At 50.7% G+C, this 15,303-nt stretch carries 22 protein-coding genes; 6 read left to right on the forward strand and 16 right to left on the reverse strand.

The window, feature by feature from the left end:
* Positions 1-423: 423 nt before the first annotated feature.
* Positions 424-978, forward strand: coding sequence for a gamma carbonic anhydrase family protein (locus ACOTZF_RS24065; RefSeq protein ID WP_013099006.1), 555 nt, complete (start codon positions 424-426; stop codon positions 976-978).
* On the opposite strand, the gene ACOTZF_RS24070 is transcribed toward ACOTZF_RS24065, so the two are convergent.
* From ACOTZF_RS24070 to dprA, 6 genes are read right to left on the reverse strand one after another with little or no spacing between them, the layout of a single operon-like run.
* Positions 954-1,202, reverse strand: a complete 249-nt coding sequence (locus tag ACOTZF_RS24070) for a DUF1488 domain-containing protein (RefSeq protein ID WP_047352259.1) — start codon at positions 1,200-1,202, stop codon at positions 954-956. The two genes, ACOTZF_RS24065 and ACOTZF_RS24070, sit on opposite strands and share 25 nt — an antisense overlap.
* Positions 1,199-2,017, reverse strand: coding sequence for a shikimate dehydrogenase (gene aroE / locus ACOTZF_RS24075; protein WP_047352261.1), 819 nt, complete (start codon positions 2,015-2,017; stop codon positions 1,199-1,201). The genes ACOTZF_RS24070 and aroE overlap by 4 nt, the downstream gene beginning before the upstream one ends.
* Before the next feature lie 4 nt (positions 2,018-2,021).
* The gene (gene tsaC / locus ACOTZF_RS24080; RefSeq protein WP_038420961.1) at positions 2,022-2,594 is read right to left on the reverse strand and encodes an L-threonylcarbamoyladenylate synthase type 1 TsaC; all 573 of its coding nucleotides are present in this window, start codon (positions 2,592-2,594) and stop codon (positions 2,022-2,024) included.
* Positions 2,587-3,141 carry a type I DNA topoisomerase gene (locus tag ACOTZF_RS24085; RefSeq protein ID WP_028028147.1) on the reverse strand — a complete coding sequence of 185 codons (555 nt, stop codon included), beginning with the start codon at positions 3,139-3,141 and terminating at the stop codon, positions 2,587-2,589. Before ACOTZF_RS24085 ends, tsaC begins: the two co-directional genes overlap by 8 nt.
* Positions 3,142-3,167: 26 nt before the next feature.
* Positions 3,168-3,641 (reverse strand): DUF494 family protein Smg, encoded by a 474-nt coding sequence (gene smg, locus ACOTZF_RS24090; protein WP_013099011.1) that lies wholly within the window; start codon positions 3,639-3,641, stop codon positions 3,168-3,170.
* Complete coding sequence (gene dprA, locus ACOTZF_RS24095) at positions 3,613-4,737, reverse strand: DNA-protecting protein DprA (protein ID WP_038420725.1); 1,125 nt, start codon at positions 4,735-4,737, stop codon at positions 3,613-3,615. Before dprA ends, smg begins: the two co-directional genes overlap by 29 nt.
* Positions 4,738-4,864: 127 nt before the next feature.
* On the opposite strand from dprA, the gene def reads away from it, so the two are divergent.
* From def to mscL, 5 genes are all read left to right on the forward strand, one after another.
* Positions 4,865-5,374, forward strand: a complete 510-nt coding sequence (gene def / locus ACOTZF_RS24100) for a peptide deformylase (RefSeq protein ID WP_013099013.1) — start codon at positions 4,865-4,867, stop codon at positions 5,372-5,374.
* Positions 5,375-5,399: 25 nt separating this feature from the next.
* Positions 5,400-6,347 (forward strand): methionyl-tRNA formyltransferase, encoded by a 948-nt coding sequence (gene fmt / locus ACOTZF_RS24105; RefSeq protein ID WP_013099014.1) that lies wholly within the window; start codon positions 5,400-5,402, stop codon positions 6,345-6,347.
* 52 nt (positions 6,348-6,399) lie between these two features.
* Positions 6,400-7,686 (forward strand): 16S rRNA (cytosine(967)-C(5))-methyltransferase RsmB, encoded by a 1,287-nt coding sequence (rsmB, locus tag ACOTZF_RS24110; RefSeq protein ID WP_038986046.1) that lies wholly within the window; start codon positions 6,400-6,402, stop codon positions 7,684-7,686.
* Positions 7,687-7,708: 22 nt separating this feature from the next.
* Positions 7,709-9,085, forward strand: coding sequence for a Trk system potassium transporter TrkA (gene trkA, locus ACOTZF_RS24115; protein ID WP_013099016.1), 1,377 nt, complete (start codon positions 7,709-7,711; stop codon positions 9,083-9,085).
* Positions 9,086-9,230: 145 nt separating this feature from the next.
* Complete coding sequence (mscL, locus tag ACOTZF_RS24120; RefSeq protein ID WP_013099017.1) at positions 9,231-9,641, forward strand: large-conductance mechanosensitive channel protein MscL; 411 nt, start codon at positions 9,231-9,233, stop codon at positions 9,639-9,641.
* On the opposite strand, the gene ACOTZF_RS24125 is transcribed toward mscL, so the two are convergent.
* From ACOTZF_RS24125 to secY, 10 genes are all read right to left on the reverse strand, one after another.
* A complete protein-coding gene (locus ACOTZF_RS24125) occupies positions 9,638-9,853 on the reverse strand; it encodes an alternative ribosome-rescue factor A (RefSeq protein ID WP_129252754.1) in 216 nt (71 codons plus the stop codon). The genes mscL and ACOTZF_RS24125 overlap by 4 nt on opposite strands.
* A gap of 57 nt (positions 9,854-9,910) precedes the next feature.
* Positions 9,911-10,336: a Zn(2+)-responsive transcriptional regulator gene (gene zntR, locus ACOTZF_RS24130; protein WP_013099019.1), complete on the reverse strand. Its 426-nt coding sequence runs from the start codon at positions 10,334-10,336 to the stop codon at positions 9,911-9,913.
* A gap of 2 nt (positions 10,337-10,338) precedes the next feature.
* Entirely contained in the window at positions 10,339-10,707 is a 369-nt protein-coding gene (locus tag ACOTZF_RS24135) for a DUF1992 domain-containing protein (RefSeq protein WP_013099020.1), read from the reverse strand.
* A gap of 107 nt (positions 10,708-10,814) precedes the next feature.
* The gene (gene rplQ, locus ACOTZF_RS24140; protein ID WP_001216372.1) at positions 10,815-11,201 is read right to left on the reverse strand and encodes a 50S ribosomal protein L17; all 387 of its coding nucleotides are present in this window, start codon (positions 11,199-11,201) and stop codon (positions 10,815-10,817) included.
* Between the two features lie 40 nt (positions 11,202-11,241).
* Positions 11,242-12,231: a DNA-directed RNA polymerase subunit alpha gene (locus ACOTZF_RS24145; RefSeq protein ID WP_002919219.1), complete on the reverse strand. Its 990-nt coding sequence runs from the start codon at positions 12,229-12,231 to the stop codon at positions 11,242-11,244.
* Positions 12,232-12,256: 25 nt separating this feature from the next.
* A complete protein-coding gene (gene rpsD / locus ACOTZF_RS24150) occupies positions 12,257-12,877 on the reverse strand; it encodes a 30S ribosomal protein S4 (RefSeq protein ID WP_003863314.1) in 621 nt (206 codons plus the stop codon).
* Between the two features lie 32 nt (positions 12,878-12,909).
* On the reverse strand, positions 12,910-13,299 hold the full coding sequence (gene rpsK, locus ACOTZF_RS24155) for a 30S ribosomal protein S11 (RefSeq protein WP_003031137.1): 390 nt from the start codon (positions 13,297-13,299) through the stop codon (positions 12,910-12,912).
* Between the two features lie 16 nt (positions 13,300-13,315).
* Positions 13,316-13,672 (reverse strand): 30S ribosomal protein S13, encoded by a 357-nt coding sequence (gene rpsM, locus ACOTZF_RS24160; RefSeq protein ID WP_013099021.1) that lies wholly within the window; start codon positions 13,670-13,672, stop codon positions 13,316-13,318.
* Positions 13,673-13,818: 146 nt separating this feature from the next.
* Entirely contained in the window at positions 13,819-13,935 is a 117-nt protein-coding gene (gene rpmJ / locus ACOTZF_RS24165; protein WP_000868187.1) for a 50S ribosomal protein L36, read from the reverse strand.
* Positions 13,936-13,966: 31 nt separating this feature from the next.
* Positions 13,967-15,298 carry a preprotein translocase subunit SecY gene (secY, locus tag ACOTZF_RS24170; RefSeq protein WP_003863305.1) on the reverse strand — a complete coding sequence of 444 codons (1,332 nt, stop codon included), beginning with the start codon at positions 15,296-15,298 and terminating at the stop codon, positions 13,967-13,969.
* Between the last annotated feature and the right edge of the window lie 5 nt (positions 15,299-15,303).

Genomic DNA, 15,303 nt, shown 5'->3' on the forward strand with positions numbered 1-15,303 from the left:
CGTTGAGACTTGGTATTCATTTTTCGTCTTGCGACGTTAAGAATCCATGTCACTTTGAGTGCCCACACAGATTGTCTGATAAATTGTTAAAGAGCGGTTGCGACGCGTTTCAGCGCTCTGTCGCGAGGTGGCGTATATTACGCTTTCCTCTTTCAGAGTCAACCCTGAATTTCAGGATTTTTTCTCTTCAACCGACCGGGCTGTTTGTGAAGTGATTCACATCCGCCGTGTCGATGGAGGCGCATTATAGGGATCCCATTTTTTAGCACAAGTATTTTTTAGATCTTTTTTTCTGACTGATGATTTTCCGCGCTTTTCGCTGAAATCCCGCCCGATCTGCTTAAATATTGACGTATTTTGCCTTGCCTCGATCCAAAAATATGATCAAAGTCTTCTGTATAGCGCTCATCTGTCGAGGTAGATATGTCTGCAGTACTACGTCCGTATAAAGATCTGTTCCCACAAAAAGGCGATCGCGTGATGATCGATGCCAGCAGTGTGGTCATTGGCGATGTCCGAATGGCCGATGATGTCAGCATCTGGCCGCTCGTTGCGATCAGGGGAGATGTTAACTATGTGGCAATAGGCGCACGCACTAATATTCAGGATGGCAGCGTGCTGCATGTCACCCACAAATCCTCATATAACCCGGACGGCAATCCACTTGTTATAGGAGAAGATGTTACCGTCGGCCATAAAGTCATGCTTCACGGCTGCACTATCGGAAACCGGGTGCTGGTTGGCATGGGATCGATCCTGCTGGATGGTGTCATCGTAGAAGATGATGTGATGATTGGTGCCGGGAGTCTTGTCCCTCAACATAAACGGCTCGAAAGCGGCTATCTCTATTTAGGCAGCCCGGTAAAGCAGATCCGCCCCTTAACAGAAGCGGAAAGAGAAGGTCTGAAATATTCAGCGAATAATTACGTGAAATGGAAAGATGAGTATCTGGATCAGGACAGCCAGACCCAGCCCTGATCGTCTTCCTGCTGATCGCGGATCAACTCGCTGGCTTCTTCTTCAAGATCCCAGCGATTTTCGCAGAACACCTCTAATGGATTTGAGCCACCAAAGCGGCGCTTGAGCGTTTCACCGCTAATGGCACATGTCAGTTGCATCCCATGCACGAGCACCGGGAAACAGACTGCTTGCTTACTCTCATCCCACTGTTCTCTGTCGGGAAAGTGAATCGCCTGGTTCACGCCGTAAGTTCCTGTTTCAGCTTTTCAATGACAGGTTCGACAGCAGGTAATACACCGTGCCAGAGCAAAACTGCATGCGCAGCCTGCCCCACCAGCATGCCCAGGCCATCAGCCAGCTGTTTCGCGCCGTGTTGTTCACACCAGCGGAGGAAGGGAGTTTTCCCTTTCTGATAAAACATGTCGTAGCAATAGAGGTGGCTGTTTACCAAAGAGGACGGGATCGCCGGTACTTCCCCGCCAATGCCGCTGGAGGTGGCATTAATGATAAGATCAAATTCATGGTGGATAAGATCATCAAGAGCCACCGCGCTCACGCTGCCAGTATGTGCAAACAACGCCGCCAACGCTTCCGCCCGGGAAAAGGTGCGATTGGTTATGGTCACTGCACAATCCAGTGAAAGGAGCGGTAACAGTACGCCTCGCGATGCCCCACCAGCACCAATCAACAGAACCCGGAACCCGGGTTTGATAAATGAGAGTCTTTCCAGATCGCTAAGTAAGCCGATTCCGTCAGTGTTGTCACCCAGAAGGCGTCCATCCTCCAGCCGTTTAAGCGTATTCACGGCACCCGCAAGAGACGCGCGCTCAGTTAATTCATCCGCACGTTCAAAGGCTTCTTCTTTAAAAGGCACCGTCACATTGGCACCTTTACCACCCGCGTCAAAAAAAGCATTCAGGGTAGTAACAAAGGCATCAACAGGTGCCAGCACCCGGCCATAGGGATGATCAATCTGCAGTTGTTCAGCAAACTGCTGATGGATCAGCGGCGACTTGCTGTGTGCGATCGGATTACCAAAAACGGCATAGGTTTCCATCATATTACCCCTGGCGAAAACGTTCGCCGGTCAAGGCGTCGCGGATTTCCGACGGATTAAGACGGCCTCCGGTTTCACCGACGGCTACCGGGAAGTCATTCCCGAACTGCGCCAGCACCTCTTCGGTGCTCCGGCAAGGAGGCTGCCCGGTAAGGTTGGCACTGGTTGAGACCAGCGGTTTACCAAACGCCAGACATAGCTCTACCACCAGCGGATGATCGGTGACACGGACAGCGAGGGAATCGAAACGCCCTGTTAACCAGCGTGGCGTAGTTGGCTGCGCCGGGAAAACAAAGGTCACCGGCCCTGGCCACGCCGAAAAGATGGTATCCCGTTGTGCTGGCGTTAGCATGGAATCATCAATATAAGGTTTAAGCTGCTCATAATTAGCAGCGATCAAAATCAATCCTTTTTCGACAGGTCTCTGTTTTAGCGTAAGTAAGCGATTCACAGCTGTCTCGCTGTCAGGATCGCAACCGACCCCAAAGACAGCTTCTGTTGGATAGGCGATGACTTCTTCATTTTTCAGGACCTCCACTGCGTGCGCAATGGAGCCTGTTGGCAGGTTATTATTCACTGATTTCATCCGCCGAAACCGGCTTTCCACATTGTTTACTGGCGCAAAAGCGTTTCATACCTTGCGCCGTTTTCTTCTCTATAAGTAACGGATAATCGCAATGAGGGCAGTTACCCGCTACCGGTTTGAAATTGATAACGAACTGGCATTCAGGATAACGATCGCAGGAATGGAAGGTTTTACCAAAACGAGAACGACGCTGTACCAGTTGTCCGCGCTGGCACTGGGGGCAGGCGATTGCCGTTTCATCTGGCTTATCAATTTGTTCCGTATGTTCACATTCAGGATAGCGACTGCAACCAATGAACATACCAAAACGGCCCTGCCGTAACGCCAGTTCGCCTCCACACTTCGGGCAAAGCTGTCCCTCCAGAATTTTAACGATATGTCCGTCCGCCTGGCTTTTCAGGGGACGAACATAATCACATTCCGGATAGTGTGAACAACCGAGAAACGGACCGTGTTTCCCGGACCGAATGACAAGTTCAGCCCCGCACTGTGGGCAGGGCTCGTTTTTATGCACCGTGAACAGTGCTGATTTGGCCATAACAACTCTTGGTGCTGCACATTGAATTAGTGCAGCATACCTTCATTCACTTCAAAGAGTAATTCTTCCATTTGCTGATAGGCATTTTCACAGCCTGGAATATTAAACAGAACCATCAGGATCACCCACTTGAGGTCATCCAGTTCGAACTCTGCCGTATCCAGCGCCATAACGCGCTCTATCACCATTTCTCTTGTTTCGAGGTTTAGCACCTGAATCTGCTCAAGGAATAAGATGAATCCCCGGCAGCTGGCGTCCAGCCTTTCACACTCTTCAGCGGTATAAATGCGCACAGACAATGGGTCAGAAGCAAGCTGCATCGGTTCGGCAAGGCCTTCCTGATAATCAGCCAGTTTTTCCAGCCACATCAACGCATTATAAATATCTTCCCGTTCAAACCCCGCATCGGTAAGATCCTGTGTCAATTTGTCCTGATCCACTCGCATTTCTGCTTCGTTATGGATGTAAGTCTCAAACAAATACATCAGTACGTCGAACATGGCTTGCCCTCCTTAATCGGACATAGCCGCCGGGTACAGCTGCGATCCACCCTGCTAACTCCAGTTCGAGTAGCTGTGCTACCGTTACTGGCACAGGTTGGCCGGCACGTTCAGCGACAACGTCAACAGGTGTTACCTCATCTCCTACGTTAGCCAGGAGGCTGGGAAATGGCAATGCCACCTTCTCCTGATCTGATGAAAAATGTCGCTTTTCGGGTTCATCTGTTAACCAGTGCAAGCCATATTGCAAATTTTCAAGGATGTCCTCGACGCTCGTCACAGGCGTTGCTCCCTGCTTGATGAGCCAGTGGGGGCCCTCACACCCCGGGTTACCTATCGGGCCAGGTAAGGCAAAGACTTCTCGCCCCTGTTCTAGGGCATACCGTGCCGTAACGAGTGAGCCGCTTCTTAAAGCGGCCTCCACCACCAGCACGCCCAGACTCAGACCGCTGATAATTCGGTTACGACGTGGAAAATTTGCCGGCCAGGGCGGCGCTGACAGCGGGAACTCCGACACAATAGCCCCCTCTGATTCGATAAGCCGTGCAGCCAGAGCCTGATGCCGACGGGGATAAATGCTAAACAGCCCGTTTCCAAGCACCGCGACACTTCGCCCTTTTACAGACAGCGCGGCGTGATGAGCGACGCCGTCAATACCGCAGGCCAGCCCACTGGTGATCGTGAAACCACTTTGTGAAAGTTGTTCGCACAGGATTTTCCCCCATCGCTCACCGTACCAGGATGGCGCGCGGCTACCCACAACCGCCAGTTGAACGGTAATAAGGGCTTCAGGATTGCCTTTAATAAACAATGCGCCGGGGTAGTCAGGGATCGTGCGAAGTAAAGGGGGATAACGAGGATCATCCGCCGTCAGCAGATGATTCTCCGGCTGTTCTAGCCACGCCAGATTTCGTTGCAGTTCATTTTCATCAAGCGCAAAGAACTGTTGAGCCTGTTTTATTGACAGCCCGGCATCTCTGACAACGGCATCATCAATCCTTGTCTGCATAAGTAGTCGCGCTGCCGCTGCGAGCATCTGATCACCACACAGAGAGCCTGTGTGGATTAGCCGTAACCATATCTCAGTGGACGTCATCCTATTCCCTGCCATAAGCAGCCTCTGCAATCATTGCGATTGGTCACGGATGCTGTCAATCGATGGGGGATTTGTCTAGAATAGAGATAGTATTCTTATCAACTCCTGAACACGACTCTGGAAATTTATGGCAGTTTTGCAAGTGTTACATATTCCGGACGAGCGCCTTCGCATCGTCGCTGAACCGGTCAAAGAAGTGAATGCAGAAATTCAGCGTATCGTTGATGATATGTTCGATACCATGTACGCCGAAGAAGGCATTGGCCTTGCGGCAACTCAGGTGGACATTCACAAGCGTATTATCGTGATCGACGTTTCTGAGAATCGCGATGGCCGTCTGGTGCTGATCAACCCTGAGCTGTTGGAAAAGAGCGGTGAAACAGGTATTGAGGAAGGTTGTCTGTCCATTCCTGAACAGCGTGCTTTAGTTCCACGTGCCGAAAAAGTGAAAATTCGCGCCCTGGATCGTGAAGGCAACCCGTTCGAACTGGAAGCAGACGATCTGCTGGCGATTTGTATTCAGCATGAGATGGATCACCTGGTCGGTAAACTGTTTATCGATTACCTCTCACCATTGAAGCAGCAGCGTATTCGTCAGAAAGTAGAGAAACTGGATCGTTTGCGCTCCCGCGCATAACATCCCCCCGGATACAAGGATCATCGTGTCTAAAACACTACGTATTATCTTCGCGGGTACCCCTGATTTTGCAGCGCGTCATCTTGACGCGCTGTTATCTTCTGGCCACCAGGTTGTTGGCGTGTTTACCCAACCGGATCGCCCGGCAGGCCGTGGTAAAAAGCTCATGCCCAGCCCGGTGAAAGTGCTGGCAGAAGAACATGGGTTACCCGTTTACCAGCCCGCATCCTTACGACCTCAGGAAAATCAGCAACTTGTTGCCGATCTCAATGCTGATGTCATGGTGGTGGTGGCTTACGGCTTAATTCTGCCAAAAGTCGTGCTTGATATGCCTCGTCTGGGGTGTGTCAACGTACATGGTTCGTTGCTTCCACGCTGGCGTGGCGCGGCACCGATCCAGCGCTCGCTGTGGGCGGGTGATGCTGAAACCGGCGTCACCATCATGAAGATGGATGTAGGTTTAGACACCGGCGACATGCTGTATAAACTGGCCTGTCCAATTACCGCCGACGACACCAGTGCCACGCTGTATGACAAACTGGCGGATCTGGGTCCACAAGGACTCATCAAAACCTTGCAGCAGCTTGCTGATAATACGGCTACCCCTGAAGTTCAGGATGAGACCCTGGTGACCTACGCCGAAAAACTCAGCAAAGAAGAGGCGCGGGTCGACTGGTCCCTCTCCGCCGCACAGCTTGAGCGTTGCATTCGCGCCTTTAATCCGTGGCCAATGAGCTGGATGGTGATCGATGAGCAACCCGTTAAAGTCTGGAAAGCGTCCGTCATTGAAGGCAATACGTCTGCTGAGCCGGGTACAATTATCGAAGCCAGCAAAAATGGTATCCAGGTGGCAACCTCGGAAGGGATCCTGAATCTGGAATCACTGCAGCCTGCGGGTAAAAAGGCAATGAGTGCTCAGGATCTGTTAAATTCCCGTCGCGAATGGTTTATCCCTGGCTCTCGCCTTGCCTGAGCAAATTTATTCTTAAGGCCCGGTGTTTCCGGGCATTTTTATTTTTACGGTTATGAAAAAACAAAATCTACGCAGTCTGGCGGCACAGGCCGTTGAGCAGGTTGTCGAGCAGGGTCAATCACTGAGTAATGTCCTGCCTCCACTGCAGCAAAAAGTGTCCGACAAAGACAAAGCTCTGCTTCAGGAGCTCTGTTTTGGCGTCCTGCGCACCCTTTCTCAGCTTGAATGGCTGATTAATAAGCTGATGTCGCGCCCAATGACCGGTAAGCAGCGTACCGTCCATTATTTGATTATGGTTGGCTTCTATCAGCTTCTTCATACCCGCATCCCACCTCATGCTGCGTTGGCTGAGACGGTAGAAGGTGCTGTCGCGATTAAACGTCCCCAGCTCAAAGGGCTGATCAACGGCGTACTGCGTCAGTTCCAGCGTCAACAGGAAGAACTTCTGGCAGAATTTGCAAAAAGCGAAACCCGTTTCCTTCATCCTGACTGGCTTCTGAATCGCCTCAAAAAAGCGTATCCGCAGCGGTGGCAGGATATTGCTGACGCAAATAATCAACGTCCGCCGATGTGGTTACGCGTTAACCGTAATCATCATACCCGCGATGCATGGCTGGCCTTGCTGGAAAAAGCCGGAATGAGTGGATTCGCGCATGATACTTATCCTGATGCCGTGCGTTTAGCCTCCCCTGTGCCGGTGCATGCCTTACCCGGATTCGATGAAGGCTGGGTAACCGTTCAGGATGCCTCTGCTCAGGGCTGTATGACATGGCTCGAACCCAAAAATGGCGAACAGATCCTCGACCTGTGTGCCGCGCCTGGGGGCAAAACAACGCATATTCTGGAAGTCGCACCGCAGGCCAGCGTAATGGCTGTGGATATTGATGAGCAGCGACTTTCGCGTGTCTACGACAACCTTAAGCGTTTAGGTATGAAGGCGCAGGTCAAGCAAGGCGACGGACGTAAGCCCACAGAATGGTGCGGCGAGACTCAATTCGACCGCATTTTGCTGGACGCTCCCTGCTCGGCAACCGGCGTTATTCGTCGTCACCCGGACATTAAGTGGCTGCGTCGCGACCGTGATATTAAGGAACTTGCGCAGCTGCAATCCGAGATCCTTGACGCTATCTGGCCACACCTGAAGCCTGGCGGAACGCTGGTCTATGCCACCTGTTCCATTCTTCCGGAAGAGAATAGCCAGCAAATTTCAGCCTTCCTTAAACGCACTCCTGGCGCTACGCTGCGCGATACGGGGACACCGGAGCACCCGGGCCAGCAGAACCTGCCCGGCGCTGAAGAGGGTGATGGCTTCTTTTACGCTAAGCTAATCAAAGAGTGATGTTGAGAACAGGTCACGAGATATGAAGATTATCATTCTGGGCGCAGGACAGGTCGGCGGGACGCTGGCGGAAAACCTTGTAGGTGAAAACAACGACATCACGATCGTCGATACCAACGGCGATCGACTGCGCGTTCTGCAGGATAAATTTGACCTTCGCGTTGTGCAGGGGCACGGTTCGCATCCACGTGTCCTCCGTGAAGCCGGTGCTGACGATGCCGATATGTTAGTGGCCGTGACCAGCTCGGATGAGACCAATATGGTCGCTTGTCAGGTGGCCTATTCACTTTTCAACACGCCTAACCGAATTGCCCGTATCCGCTCCCCGGATTATGTCCGCGATGCGGAAAAACTCTTTAACTCAGAAGCGGTACCAATCGACCACCTTATCGCACCAGAACAACTGGTTATCGATAATATTTATCGCCTCATCGAATATCCCGGCGCACTGCAGGTCGTTAACTTTGCAGAAGGGAAAGTGAGTCTGGCCGTTGTTAAGGCCTATTATGGCGGTCCGTTGATCGGAAACGCGCTGTCTACGATGCGCGAACATATGCCGCATATCGATACCCGCGTCGCAGCCATTTTCCGTCACGACAGACCGATTCGACCTCAGGGCTCGACCATTGTCGAAGCAGGAGATGAAGTCTTCTTCATTGCTGCCTCTCAACATATTCGTGCCGTTATGAGTGAACTTCAGCGCCTCGAAAAGCCCTACAAACGCATCATGCTGGTCGGCGGGGGTAATATCGGCGCAGGTCTCGCCCGCCGTCTGGAAAAAGACTATAGCGTGAAGTTGATCGAACGCGATCAACAGCGCGCCTCTGAACTTGCAGAAAAACTGCAAAACACGATCGTGTTTTATGGCGATGCCTCAGATCAGGAATTACTGGCAGAAGAGCATATCGATCAAGTTGATCTGTTTATTGCCGTCACCAACGACGATGAAGCAAATATTATGTCCGCCATGCTCGCCAAGCGCATGGGAGCAAAAAAGGTCATGGTACTTATTCAGCGTCGTGCCTATGTTGACCTGGTGCAGGGGAGCGTAATTGATATTGCGATTTCACCGCAGCAGGCAACGATTTCCGCGCTGTTGAGCCACGTTCGTAAAGCAGACATTGTTGGTGTGTCCTCACTTCGTCGCGGCGTCGCTGAAGCCATTGAAGCTGTCGCTCACGGTGATGAAACCACATCGCGCGTAGTGGGTCGCGCCATCGATGAAATTAAGCTACCACCCGGCACAATTATCGGCGCCGTAGTACGCGGGAATGATGTCATGATTGCCAATGATAATTTGCGTATTGAACAAGGCGATCACGTTATTATGTTCCTGACCGATAAAAAATTTATTACCGACGTCGAACGTTTATTCCAGCCAAGTCCATTCTTCCTGTAATGATTCAGGTGCTCGCGATAGAGCACCTGCGTATTATCCTTCTGATTTTTGTGCCTTTTATTTTCATAACGTTTATTTATCCCCAATGGCAATTAGCTAATCATTTGTTAAACTTATAGTCGTCAGCTGGCACAAGGAGAACATAATGAGTTTTGTTAAAGAATTTCGCGAATTTGCGATGCGCGGAAATGTGGTGGATTTGGCAGTGGGTGTCATTATTGGTGCAGCGTTCGGCAAGATCGTTTCATCTTTAGTGGCTGATATCATCATGCCACCTTTAGGGCTATTAATTGGGGGCATTGATTTCAAACAATTCGCCTTCACGCTTCGGGAAGCACAGGGGGATATCCCCGCAGTGGTGATGCACTATGGCGTGTTTATTCAGAACGTATTTGATTTCGTGATCGTCGCGTTTGCCATTTTTATGGCCATCAAGCTTATCAACAAGCTCAACCGTAAAAAAGAAGAGCCTGCTGCGGCGCCCGCTCCTACGAAAGAAGAAGTATTACTGACTGAAATTCGCGATCTGTTAAAAGAGCAGAATAACCGCGTTTAACACCTAAAAGCAGGAAGGCCAGTGGTAAATAAGCGATTCGCTTGCTTGCCACTGGCCTCCCAGTTACCCCGTTTTGCATGTTTGTTTTTACGCAGATAACTTCCCTTCCCTTTTTTGTTCTTTTCAACTCGCTGTCGAAAAAGCGGGTCGTGAAGCAAAGCCTCAATGGCATTATCTTTAATTTGTCCCTTCGTATGTTGATAGTGACTCATAATTTCTCCTGAGCATGATTAATGTCGAGGGGAGTCTAGACCCGGACTGATAAAAAATCAACAACCCCGGGTTTCTCCACTTGCCCCTTGTTCAAGGGCCTCCAGAATAGAACAATAGACACTGCTGTGAGCCGTACCACAGCACGCATCATTCAACCTTTGCAGAGAGCGCTGCATGGTTTGCAGTTCCTGAATACGCGCTTCAACTTCATCCAGCCTGGCCTGGACAATGCTTTTCGATTCCTGGCAGGTGTGATGTGCCGGATCGATACGGATCGACAATAACTCACGGATCGAATCCAGCGTGAATCCCAGTTGGCGTGCATAACGAATAAACCGCAGCCGTTGCAGATCGTTGTCGGTATAGAGCCGGAACCCACCTTCGGTTCGCACCTCGTGATCAATCATCTGCTGTTTTTCATAGTAACGGATGGTATCCGGCGTCACGTTAGCAAGCTTTGCAAGTTCACCGATACGATACATGGCTATTCCTCGTTTATTTTCTGCATCAGTCTTTCACTATACTCGCCATGCAGAAAATCAGTCGCAATTCCTGCCTGTCGTAGCTTGAGTTCAACCAGAGCCAACCGCCGGCTTAGTTCTCCATGACGGGGATCGTCTTTCCGTATCCCTTTTAGCAGGTCAGTAAGCTCAATCGCCTCTTTGCGCTGTTCAAGCTCGGGAGGCAGACACCCCGCATTTTTCAGTAAGCGATATCCAGCCCGTAGTTCAGGGGGTATATGCGAATCATCTTCCAGTATTAGCGGTTCACCGCTACCGGACAGGTTATCGAATTCGCCTTTTGTTTGGGCATCGCGAATATGGCGTTCTGCCCACTGGTCGAGCAACCACATCATAAACTCCAGGGGATGAACAAAATTAATACAGATATTGTAGAGAAGTGGGGATAGTGCGGATATAAAAAAACCCGCCGGAGCGGGTTTTTTTACGTTACTGCAGATTACTCTGCAGCAGCTTCTGCTTTCGACTCAGAACGATCAACCAGCTCGATGTAAGCCATCGGAGCGTTGTCGCCTGCGCGGAAGCCACACTTCAGAATGCGAGTGTAACCACCGGCACGGCTCGCGAAACGCGGGCCCAGCTCGTTAAACAGTTTTGCCACGATCTCGTTATCACGAGTACGGGCGAATGCCAGACGACGATTAGCAACGCTGTCAGTCTTGGCAAGAGTAATCAGCGGCTCAACTACACGACGCAGCTCTTTCGCTTTAGGCAGGGTCGTCTTGATGATTTCATGACGAACCAGTGAACCTGCCATGTTGCGGAACATAGCCTGGCGATGGCTGCTGTTGCGGTTCAGTTGACGACCACTCTTACGATGGCGCATGACCTTATCCTTCTCAGTAAAACCTTAACCTGTGATCCGGTTACTCGTCAGCAATGCTTGCTGGTGGCCAGTTTTCCAGGCGCATGCCCAGAGACAGACCACGTGAAGCCAGCACGTCTTTAATCTCAGTAAGAGATTTTTTACCCAGGTTCGGCGTTTTCAGCAACTCAACCTCGGTACGCTGTACCAGATCACCGATATAGTGGATAGCTTCTGCCTTGAGGCAGTTAGCAGAGCGGACAGTCAATTCGAGATCGTCAACAGGGCGCAGCAGGATCGGATCGAATTCTGGTTTCTCTTCTTTCACTTCCGGCTGACGTACATCACGTAAGTCAACGAAAGCTTCCAGTTGTTCTGCCAGGATGGTTGCCGCACGACGAATCGCCTCTTCAGGATCGATTGTGCCATTGGTTTCCATTTCGATGACCAGCTTGTCCAGGTCGGTACGCTGTTCTACACGCGCTGCTTCAACATTGTAAGCAATACGCTCTACAGGGCTGTAGCATGCGTCGACCAGCAGACGGCCGATTGGGCGCTCATCTTCTTCCGAATGAATTCGGGCAGAAGCCGGCACATAACCACGACCGCGCTGAACTTTGATACGCATGCTAATAGCTGCGTTCTCATCGGTCAGGTGGCAGATCACGTGCTGCGGCTTGACGATTTCAACATCACCGTCGTGGGTGATGTCGGCTGCAGTCACAGGGCCAATGCCAGATTTATTCAGAGTAAGAATAACTTCATCTTTACCCTGAACTCTCACCGCCAGCCCTTTCAGGTTGAGCAGGATTTCAAGGATATCTTCCTGAACGCCTTCTTTGGTGCTGTACTCATGAAGTACACCATCAATCTCAACCTCGGTCACCGCGCAACCCGGCATCGATGAGAGCAGAATACGGCGCAGTGCGTTACCCAGAGTATGGCCAAAGCCACGCTCTAAAGGCTCAAGGGTCACCTTGGCGTGCGTCGAACTCACTTGCTCGATATCTACCAGGCGCGGTTTTAGAAACTCTGTCACAGAACCCTGCATTGTGTCCTCTCTTTGGTACTAAGCTTTACTTGGAGTAAAGCTCGACGATCAGGTGTTCGTTAATGTCCGCAGACAGATCAGAACGTTCTGGCTGACGCTTGAACGTACCTTCCATCTTGCCAGCATCAACTTCCAGCCAGGTTGGCTTTTCACGCTGCTCAGCCAGCTCCAGAGCGGCTTTCACGCGAGATTGCTTTTTCGCTTTCTCACGAATGCTAACAACGTCATTCGCTTTAACCTGATAAGAAGCGATGTTAACAACACGACCGTTTACCATGATTGCTTTGTGGCTAACCAGCTGGCGTGATTCAGCACGAGTAGCGCCGAAGCCCATACGGTATACAACGTTGTCCAGACGACCTTCCAGCAGAGCCAGCAGGTTTTCACCTGTGTTGCCTTTCAGACGTGCTGCTTCTTTATAGTAGTTACGGAACTGACGCTCCAGCACACCGTAGATACGGCGAACTTTTTGCTTTTCACGCAACTGCACACCATAGTCAGACAGACGCGGTTTACGCGCACCGTGCTGGCCAGGAGCTTGTTCAATTTTACACTTGGTATCGATCGCGCGAACGCCAGACTTAAGGAATAAGTCGGTGCCCTCACGACGGCTCAGCTTGAGCTTAGGACCCAAATATCTTGCCATTTTCTATCTCCAACTAACCTAAAAAACGAGCGTTATACGCGACGTTTTTTCGGCGGACGACAACCGTTATGAGGGATCGGAGTCACATCAGTAATATTAGTGATGCGGAAACCAGCGGCGTTCAGAGCGCGAACAGTAGATTCACGACCCGGACCCGGACCTTTAACCATAACTTCCAGATTCTTGATGCCGTATTCTTTTACGGCTTCTGCGCAACGCTCTGCTGCAACCTGAGCTGCAAACGGAGTGGATTTGCGAGAACCACGGAAACCGGAACCACCGGCTGTTGCCCAACCCAATGCGTTACCCTGACGATCAGTAATAGTAACGATGGTGTTGTTGAAAGAAGCATGGATATGAGCCACGCCGTCAGAGACTTGTTTTCTTACACGTTTACGTGCACGAATTGGTGCCTTTGCCATTATTCAATCACCCCGATTATTTCTTGATCGGTTTGCGCGGACCCTTACGGGTACGTGCGTTGGTCTTAGTACGCTGACCGCGCACTGGCAGACCACGACGATGACGCAAACCGCGATAGCAACCAAGATCCATCAGGCGCTTGATGCTCATGCTGATTTCACGGCGCAGATCACCTTCAACGACAAATTTGGCAACTTCGTCACGCAGCGTGTCGATTTGTCCTTCAGACAGCTCACTGATCTTAACATCTTCAGCGATACCCGCTGCAGCCAGGATGGCTTTAGAACGGGTCTTGCCGATGCCGTAGATCGAAGTTAATGCGATCACAGCATGTTTCTGATCAGGAATGTTAATGCCTGCTATACGGGCCACTATGCACTCCTACTATTTAATATGTACGCACCATGCTGAAAAGCCCGTTTTCAGGATACTCAAATGGAAACGTACAGACATACAAAAGATTGGCTGGCTAATCTAGCCAGCTCAACCCAACTTTGCAAGAAAAATATGCGAAATAATCAGCCTTGGCGCTGTTTATGCTTCGGCTCGGCACTGCAAATCACACGGATGACACCATCACGCTTAACGATTTTGCAGTTACGGCATAATTTCTTGACGGAAGCACGAACTTTCATTTTTACTCTCCGTAACTTCTCAGGCGACCAATTAGCGGCCGTAGCCTTTCAGGTTCGCCTTCTTCAATGCAGACTCATACTGACTGGACATCATCAGAGTTTGCACTTGAGCCATAAAGTCCATAATCACGACAACAACGATAAGCAGTGAGGTCCCACCGAAGTAGAACGGTACTTTCATTGCATCACGCATGAACTCCGGGATCAGGCAGATAAAAGTAATATAAAGCGCACCAACCAAAGTCAGGCGAGTCATTACTTTATCGATATACTTCGCCGTTTGCTCTCCCGGACGAATTCCTGGTACAAATGCACCGGACTTCTTCAGGTTATCTGCTGTTTCACGCGGGTTGAAGACCAACGCCGTGTAGAAGAAACAGAAGAAGATGATCGCAGACGCATAGAGTAACACATAAAGTGGTTGCCCAGGCTGCAAATACAGCGAAATTGTTGTCAGCCAGTTCCAACCAGTACCGCCCCCGAACCATGACGCGATGGTTGCCGGGAACAGAATAATACTGGAAGCGAAGATCGCCGGGATTACCCCTGCCATATTCACTTTCAGCGGCAAATGTGTGCTCTGTGCAGCATAGACACGACGACCCTGCTGACGTTTCGCGTAGTTCACCACAATACGGCGTTGACCACGTTCAACGAAGACAACAAAGAACGTCACTGCAAATACTAATACTGCAACCAACAGCAACAGGAGGAAGTGCAGGTCGCCTTGACGCGCTTGCTCGATAGTATGGGCGATGGCTGGCGGGAGACCCGCAACAATACCGGCGAAGATAATGATTGAGATACCGTTACCGATACCACGTTCAGTAATCTGTTCGCCGAGCCACATCAGGAACATTGTCCCTGTGACCAGACTAACAACAGCGGTGAAATAGAATGCAAAGCCTGGGTTTAAGACCAGGCCCTGCATACCAGGCATATTCGGAAGACCGGTAGCAATACCGATCGACTGGAATATTGCCAGCACCAGAGTACCGTAGCGGGTGTACTGACTAATCTTACGACGTCCAGACTCCCCTTCTTTCTTCAGTTCTGCCAGGGCCGGATGAACGACCGTCAGCAGCTGGATAATAATGGATGCCGAAATATACGGCATAATACCCAGCGCGAAGATAGAAGCACGGCTGAGAGCACCACCAGAGAACATGTTAAACATTTCAATGATGGTGCCTCGCTGTTGCTCAAGCAGTTTGGCAAGTACAGCGGCATCGATACCAGGGATCGGAATAAAAGAGCCAATACGGAACACAATCAGCGCGCCGATTACAAACAGCAGTCTGCGTTTCAGCTCACCAAATCCACCTTTGGCACTTTGAAAATCTAATCCCGGTTGCTTAGCCATCTGCT

The organism is Enterobacter cloacae complex sp. SHL021 (genome assembly GCF_049237765.1).
In the GTDB taxonomy this organism is placed as follows: Bacteria; Pseudomonadota; Gammaproteobacteria; order Enterobacterales; family Enterobacteriaceae; genus Enterobacter; species Enterobacter cloacae.

What these genes read in the sequence shown, in the direction of transcription:
- ACOTZF_RS24065 (WP_013099006.1), top strand. Translation starts at nt 424, where the DNA reads ATGTCTGCAGTACTACGTCCGTATAAAGATCTGTTCCCACAAAAAGGC.
- aroE (WP_047352261.1), bottom strand. Translation starts at nt 2,017, where the DNA reads ATGGAAACCTATGCCGTTTTTGGTAATCCGATCGCACACAGCAAGTCG.
- ACOTZF_RS24085 (WP_028028147.1), bottom strand. Translation starts at nt 3,141, where the DNA reads ATGGCCAAATCAGCACTGTTCACGGTGCATAAAAACGAGCCCTGCCCA.
- smg (WP_013099011.1), bottom strand. Translation starts at nt 3,641, where the DNA reads ATGTTCGACGTACTGATGTATTTGTTTGAGACTTACATCCATAACGAA.
- dprA (WP_038420725.1), bottom strand. Translation starts at nt 4,737, where the DNA reads ATGACGTCCACTGAGATATGGTTACGGCTAATCCACACAGGCTCTCTG.
- def (WP_013099013.1), top strand. Translation starts at nt 4,865, where the DNA reads ATGGCAGTTTTGCAAGTGTTACATATTCCGGACGAGCGCCTTCGCATC.
- rsmB (WP_038986046.1), top strand. Translation starts at nt 6,400, where the DNA reads ATGAAAAAACAAAATCTACGCAGTCTGGCGGCACAGGCCGTTGAGCAG.
- trkA (WP_013099016.1), top strand. Translation starts at nt 7,709, where the DNA reads ATGAAGATTATCATTCTGGGCGCAGGACAGGTCGGCGGGACGCTGGCG.
- mscL (WP_013099017.1), top strand. Translation starts at nt 9,231, where the DNA reads ATGAGTTTTGTTAAAGAATTTCGCGAATTTGCGATGCGCGGAAATGTG.
- ACOTZF_RS24125 (WP_129252754.1), bottom strand. Translation starts at nt 9,853, where the DNA reads ATGAGTCACTATCAACATACGAAGGGACAAATTAAAGATAATGCCATT.
- zntR (WP_013099019.1), bottom strand. Translation starts at nt 10,336, where the DNA reads ATGTATCGTATCGGTGAACTTGCAAAGCTTGCTAACGTGACGCCGGAT.
- ACOTZF_RS24135 (WP_013099020.1), bottom strand. Translation starts at nt 10,707, where the DNA reads ATGTGGTTGCTCGACCAGTGGGCAGAACGCCATATTCGCGATGCCCAA.
- rplQ (WP_001216372.1), bottom strand. Translation starts at nt 11,201, where the DNA reads ATGCGCCATCGTAAGAGTGGTCGTCAACTGAACCGCAACAGCAGCCAT.
- ACOTZF_RS24145 (WP_002919219.1), bottom strand. Translation starts at nt 12,231, where the DNA reads ATGCAGGGTTCTGTGACAGAGTTTCTAAAACCGCGCCTGGTAGATATC.
- rpsD (WP_003863314.1), bottom strand. Translation starts at nt 12,877, where the DNA reads ATGGCAAGATATTTGGGTCCTAAGCTCAAGCTGAGCCGTCGTGAGGGC.
- rpsK (WP_003031137.1), bottom strand. Translation starts at nt 13,299, where the DNA reads ATGGCAAAGGCACCAATTCGTGCACGTAAACGTGTAAGAAAACAAGTC.
- rpmJ (WP_000868187.1), bottom strand. Translation starts at nt 13,935, where the DNA reads ATGAAAGTTCGTGCTTCCGTCAAGAAATTATGCCGTAACTGCAAAATC.
- secY (WP_003863305.1), bottom strand. Translation starts at nt 15,298, where the DNA reads ATGGCTAAGCAACCGGGATTAGATTTTCAAAGTGCCAAAGGTGGATTT.